This window comes from Streptomyces nanhaiensis (genome assembly GCF_046614825.1).
GTDB lineage: Bacteria > Actinomycetota > Actinomycetes > Streptomycetales > Streptomycetaceae > Streptomyces > Streptomyces radiopugnans.
The window spans coordinates 1-4,922 of sequence record NZ_JBKJFM010000248.1 but is presented as its reverse complement, the minus strand read 5'-3'; the positions used below and the strand labels follow the sequence as shown (position 1 = coordinate 4,922).

7 protein-coding genes are annotated in these 4,922 nt (G+C 74.9%); 3 read left to right on the top strand and 4 right to left on the bottom strand.

Features of this window, described 5'->3' with window-relative positions; all coding sequences use genetic code 11:
• Positions 1–81 precede the first annotated feature (81 nt).
• The 3 genes from ACLIYP_RS29130 to ACLIYP_RS29120 form a co-directional block, all read right to left on the bottom strand.
• A complete protein-coding gene (locus tag ACLIYP_RS29130; RefSeq protein ID WP_412716079.1) occupies positions 82–1,086 on the bottom strand; it encodes a 2-hydroxyacid dehydrogenase in 1,005 nt (334 codons plus the stop codon).
• A gap of 233 nt (positions 1,087–1,319) precedes the next feature.
• Complete coding sequence (locus ACLIYP_RS29125) at positions 1,320–2,057, bottom strand: peptidoglycan-binding protein (protein WP_412716077.1); 738 nt, start codon at positions 2,055–2,057, stop codon at positions 1,320–1,322.
• Complete coding sequence (locus ACLIYP_RS29120) at positions 2,057–2,368, bottom strand: hypothetical protein (protein WP_412716076.1); 312 nt, start codon at positions 2,366–2,368, stop codon at positions 2,057–2,059. Before ACLIYP_RS29120 ends, ACLIYP_RS29125 begins: the two co-directional genes overlap by 1 nt.
• Positions 2,369–2,613: 245 nt before the next feature.
• On the opposite strand from ACLIYP_RS29120, the gene ACLIYP_RS29115 reads away from it, so the two are divergent.
• From ACLIYP_RS29115 to ACLIYP_RS29105, 3 genes are all read left to right on the top strand, one after another.
• Positions 2,614–3,009, top strand: coding sequence for a DUF1330 domain-containing protein (locus ACLIYP_RS29115; protein ID WP_412716075.1), 396 nt, complete (start codon positions 2,614–2,616; stop codon positions 3,007–3,009).
• Positions 3,010–3,086: 77 nt separating this feature from the next.
• Positions 3,087–4,004, top strand: coding sequence for a phosphorothioated DNA-binding restriction endonuclease (locus ACLIYP_RS29110; RefSeq protein ID WP_412716078.1), 918 nt, complete (start codon positions 3,087–3,089; stop codon positions 4,002–4,004).
• Between the two features lie 155 nt (positions 4,005–4,159).
• On the top strand, positions 4,160–4,366 hold the full coding sequence (locus ACLIYP_RS29105) for a hypothetical protein (RefSeq protein WP_412716074.1): 207 nt from the start codon (positions 4,160–4,162) through the stop codon (positions 4,364–4,366).
• A gap of 100 nt (positions 4,367–4,466) precedes the next feature.
• Here ACLIYP_RS29105 and ACLIYP_RS29100 read toward each other — a convergent pair whose 3' ends face one another.
• Entirely contained in the window at positions 4,467–4,664 is a 198-nt protein-coding gene (locus ACLIYP_RS29100) for a DUF2795 domain-containing protein (protein ID WP_237880258.1), read from the bottom strand.
• Positions 4,665–4,922 lie beyond the last annotated feature (258 nt).

Sequence of the window (4,922 nt, the reverse complement as noted above, 5' to 3'; positions counted from 1 at the left end):
CCCACACGCGTACGGCCGCCGCACCCGCCGGGGCGCGGCGGCCGTACGCGGGCCGGACCCCGGCCGGGGTCCGGCCCGCGGTCAGCGCGGGGCGGGCGGGGGCACCAGGACGTTCTCGCCCGTGCGCCCGGCCAGGTGGTCCTCGACGTTGCGGGCGGTGGCCTGGACGATCTGCCCCACCGCGTCATGGGTGAAGTACGCCTGGTGGGAGCTGACCAGGACGTTGCGGAAGGTCATCAGCCGGGCGAGGGTGTCGTCGGTCATCACGTCCAGCGAGCGGTCGAAGAAGAAGACCCCGGCCTCCTCCTCGTACACGTCCAGCCCCACCCCGTCCAGGCGGCCCTCGCGCAGGGTCTCCACCAGGGCGTGGGTGTCCATCAGACCGCCCCGGCTGGTGTTGATCAGGATCGCGTCGTCCTTCATCCTGCGCAGGGCGTCGCCGTCGACCACGTGGTAGGTGTCGGGCAGCAGCGGCAGGTGAAGGCTGATCAGGTCGGACTCGGTGAACAGCCGGTCGCGGTCGACGTACTCCATGCCCAGGGCCAGGCACTCGGGGTTCTCCGCGACGTCGGAGCCGAGCAGGCGCATGCCGAAGCCCGCGGCGATGCGGGCGAAGGCCGCGCCGATCTTCCCGGTGCCCAGGATTCCGGCGGTGCGCCCGTGGAAGTCCCGCCCCATCAGGCCGTTGAGCCGGAAGTCGAAGTCGCGGGTGCGGGTCACGGCGCGGGGCACCCGGCGGTTGACCGCCAGGGCCAGGGCCCAGGCGAACTCGGCCACCGAGTGGGGGGAGTAGTGCGACACGCGCGCCACCGACAGGCCCAGCTTCCGGGCGGCGTCCAGATCGATGTTGTTGTAGCCGGTGGCGCGCTGGGTGACCAGCCTGGTGCCGCCGTTCGCCAGGACGGTCAGGACCTCCTCGTCCAGCACGTCGTTGACGTTGCTGCACACCACCGCGCATCCGGCGGCCGTCGCGGCGGTGTCCCGGTCCAGGACCAGGTCCAGGCAGCGCAGGCGGTGCCGCCCGTCGAACGCCTTCTCCAGCAGGGGCCGTTCGTCGGCGACGACTCCGTAGGCGACGACGTCCACCGCCTCCCTGGACCTTCCGGCCGTGCCCTCCACCGTCTGCTCCACCGCTTCCTCCCTCGTCCTGCGCCGTCCTGGGCGCACGTGCGCGTGTACGTGCCCGGCCGGCCGTGCGGGGCCGGCGGGGCGCGGGATGCCGCACCCCGTGGAACACGTTGCCCGCAAGCCTTCCCCGGACGCCTCCCTCCGGCCCAGGGCCGAACGGGCCACCCGCTCCCCTCCCCGGGGGACGGTGGTCAGCCGAAGCAGGCCTCCCAGGTCTCGGGGCCGACGACGCCGTCGACCGCCAGGCCGTGCCGCGCCTGGAACCGCTCGCACACCTCCTTGGACCGGGCGTCGTACCGCCCGTCCGTGCCGGGTGACCAGCCGCGCTCGCGCATCCGCCGCTGCCACAGCCCCACGGCCGGGTGCTCGGTGGCCGGCGGATGGCTGAGGTAGACGCCGGGCCAGGCGGGGGGACCGGAGGCGGGTTCCAGCGAGCCGTCGCGCACATAGGAGGAGAGCCTGCCCGGGCAGGACGTCGGCAGGTGGTCGCCGTGCCGGTTGATCCCGCGGCCCGCGCCGCCGATGTCGCGCAGGTTGGCGATCGACCAGCGGAAGGCGTCCAGGAGCTGCTCGGTGACGGGGTCGTAGTCGGAGGAGGAGCCGCCGGTGAGCGCGCACACCGCGTACCAGTTCCGGTTGCCGGAGTCGGTGCCGTTGGCGGCGGTCCGCACCCAGGGCCCCCGGCCCTCGAAGACACGGCCGTGGACGCACACCAGATAGGTGTAGGCGATGTCGGCCCAGCCGTTTCCGTCCATGTGGTGCCTCTGGATGCCGCGCACCTGGCCGGCGCACTCGCCGTGGTCGGAGCGGGCGGTACGGGCGCCGCCGACGTGGTGGACGGTGGTGCCGCCGTTCCCCGGCGCGATGTCGGACGGCCGGTTGGTGGGGGCGCGGGCGCCCCATTCCGAGCGGGGGACGAAGACGGCCATCAGGCGTCCACCCCCTCCCGGCAGCACTCCACACCGGCGTTGAGGGGCTCACCGGGGGCGTCGTCGTCGGCGTCCTCGGGGTAGAGGGCGGCCGGGTGGTAGGGGTGGGTGACCGCCGGGAGCCGGTACTCGCCGGCCGCGGCGCCGGCGCCGAGGACACCCAGGGGCGGAAGCGCCGCCGCGCCGGCCGCGGCCGCCGCGGCGGCACCGGTCAGCCCCAGGAAGCCGCGCCGGGTCGTAGGGGAGGACGGGGCTGAGGACGGGCCTGAGGAGGGGTCGGGAGACGGTCTGGGGGACAGTGTGGAGGACAAGGGGCTCTCCTGCCGCCGAGGGGGTGGGAGGGGGGACGGGGACGGGGGCCCGTCCGCCTGAGTGCGCACATGGGCCTACCCCCCGGCGTCCGGTGCAGGCTCGGCCGTACCGGTGAACATCACCGCCCCCAATACTGACCGACCAGACGGTATGCAACGGGCGGCAGGGCGTCTAAGCTCCTGCCGACCCCCACCGCCGGCAGCGGCGGACGGCAGTACACCGACACGGCGGCAAGGAGACCTCCATGGCCATCGACCCCACGGGAGCCGACCTCAAGCGGATGCTGGCCGAGGACCCCGGAGGCCCGGTCGTCATGCTCAACCTGCTGCGCTTCGCCCCGGACGGCCGGGCCTCGTACGCGCAGTACGCACGGCACCTGGCGGACCGCTTCCTGGAGCGCTACGGCGCCGAGGTGCTCTACGCCGGCGACGGTGCGACGGCCCTGGTCGCCGAGGACGGGCAGGAGTGGGACGCGGTGCTGCTCGTCCGCTACCCGAGCCGGGAGGCGTTCTGCCGCATGGTCGCAGACCCGGAGTACCAGCAGGTCACCGCGCTGCGCACCCGCGCGCTGACCGAGGCCGTGCTCCAGCCGACCGTCCCGTGGACATCCCGCGGCGGCTCCCCGTCCGAAGAGGCCTGACGAACCCAGGAGCCGCTCACGCGTTCCCCGGCGCGGCCCGGCCGGGACGTGGCACCGTGGCCGCCGTGACGAGGGACGTGACGACGAAGGACGAACTGCTGTCCGCGCTGGCGGGGTTGAGACGGGCCACCGTCGCGGGGCGGCGCGCACCGCACAAGCCGCTCCTGCTGCTGTGGCTGCTGGGCCGCTTCACGGCCACCGGCAGCACGGCGGCGGCCTACGGCGAGGCGGAGGAGCCGGTCGGCCGCATGATCGACGACTACGGTCCTCCCGCGCGGTCCGCCGACCGCGCCGCGATGCCGTTCGTGCACCTGGAGCGCACCCTGTGGGACCCGCGGGACGCCGACGGCCGGCCGATACCCCCCTCCGCCCCCGAGAGAGGCTCCTGGCTGCGCGCCCGGGGCGCGACCGGAAGGCTGCCCGCGCCCGTCGAACGCCTCCTGGCCGACCCCGGCACCCTGGCCGCCGCCGTCCGGCTCCTGCTGGACCTCCACTTCACACCCGCGCTCGAACCCGCCATCCGCGCCGACGCCGGGCTGGACCTGACGGCCCTGGAGGAGGCCGCGCTCACCCTCCGGGTGCGAAGGAGCCGCCCGCGCCGGGCCGACTTCGCCGAGCAGGTGCTGCACGCGTACGCCCGCGCCTGCGCGATGTGCGGCTACGACGGGGCGCTGGGCCGCAACCCGGTCGGGCTGGAGGCCGCCCATGTGCGGTGGCACAGCCAGGACGGTCCGGACGAGCCCTCCAACGGCCTGGCGCTGTGCGCTCTGCACCACGCGCTGTTCGACCTGGGGGCGCTCGGCCTCACCCCGGACCTGCGCATCCGCGTCTCCCCCCGCTACGCCGCCCGCAGCCGGGCGGGCCGGGCCGTCGGGGAACTCGACGGCGCCCCCCTGGCCAGGCCCCGCCCCGGGCGGCCGCCGCTGGACCCCGCCTTCGTGAAGTGGCACGACCGCCAGGTCTTCAAGCACGGCGGCCGCGCGGCGACCGCCTGAACCGGTGCGGACACCGGCGGGCGGAGCACGTGGCGGCGGCCGATGCGGACGCGGACGCGCATGCGCCGTCCGCGAACGGGTACGGCGTCCTCCTGCACAGGAGATCACGGGCGGTCGCAGACGACCGCAGACGTCACGGAGCCGAGGAGGCCGTCATGACCACTCCCGAGGAGAACCGGCCGAAGACCGAGAAGACCGACCAGGTCGTCTTCGACGAGCAGGGCCAGGAGTCCGCCCGCCGGGCCGAGGAGGCCAACAAGGACCGGGGGAACGTCGGTCGGCAGCTCGAGGACGCCATGAACGAGGCCGGTGTGGACCGCGAGGACCTCACCGGCGAGAAGGGCGAGGGCGGGCGGAGTTAGCCGTACCGCCACGCGGACCCGTACCGTACGGGGCACCGCACGCCCGCGGGGCGCGGCCGCCGGGCGGCCGCGCCCCGCGGGGCTGTCGTACGGGTGGGGCTCAGCCCTTGCCGAAGACCGCCTTGCTCACATCGTCCGGCCCGTCGAAACGGTCCTTCTTCAGGGACGAGAGCTCCTCGACGACCTCCTTCTTGGCGCCCTTCTCCTTGGCGTTCCTCACCAGGGACTCGCGGTCGGCGGGATAGTCCACGCCGCCCAGGGCCTTCTGCAGTTCGATCGGGTTGCTGATCTTCGCCATCGGTTGCCTCCTGCTCTACGGCCCGTACGGGCCGTGTGCCGTGCGGGCCGCCGAGGTACCCCGGCGTCCCGTACCGCATGCACGGCGGCCCGGCCTCCGCGGCCGACCGGGTGACCCGGTCGGCCGCGGAGCGTCAGGAGGAGGCGCCGCTCGCCGCGCCCGGCGCACGCCGTCCCCGCCCCCGGCGCCCCCGGTTCCCGCGGGAGGCGCCGGAGGCGCCGCGCCCCCAGCCGAGGAAGGCGATCCGGCGGTGGCCCA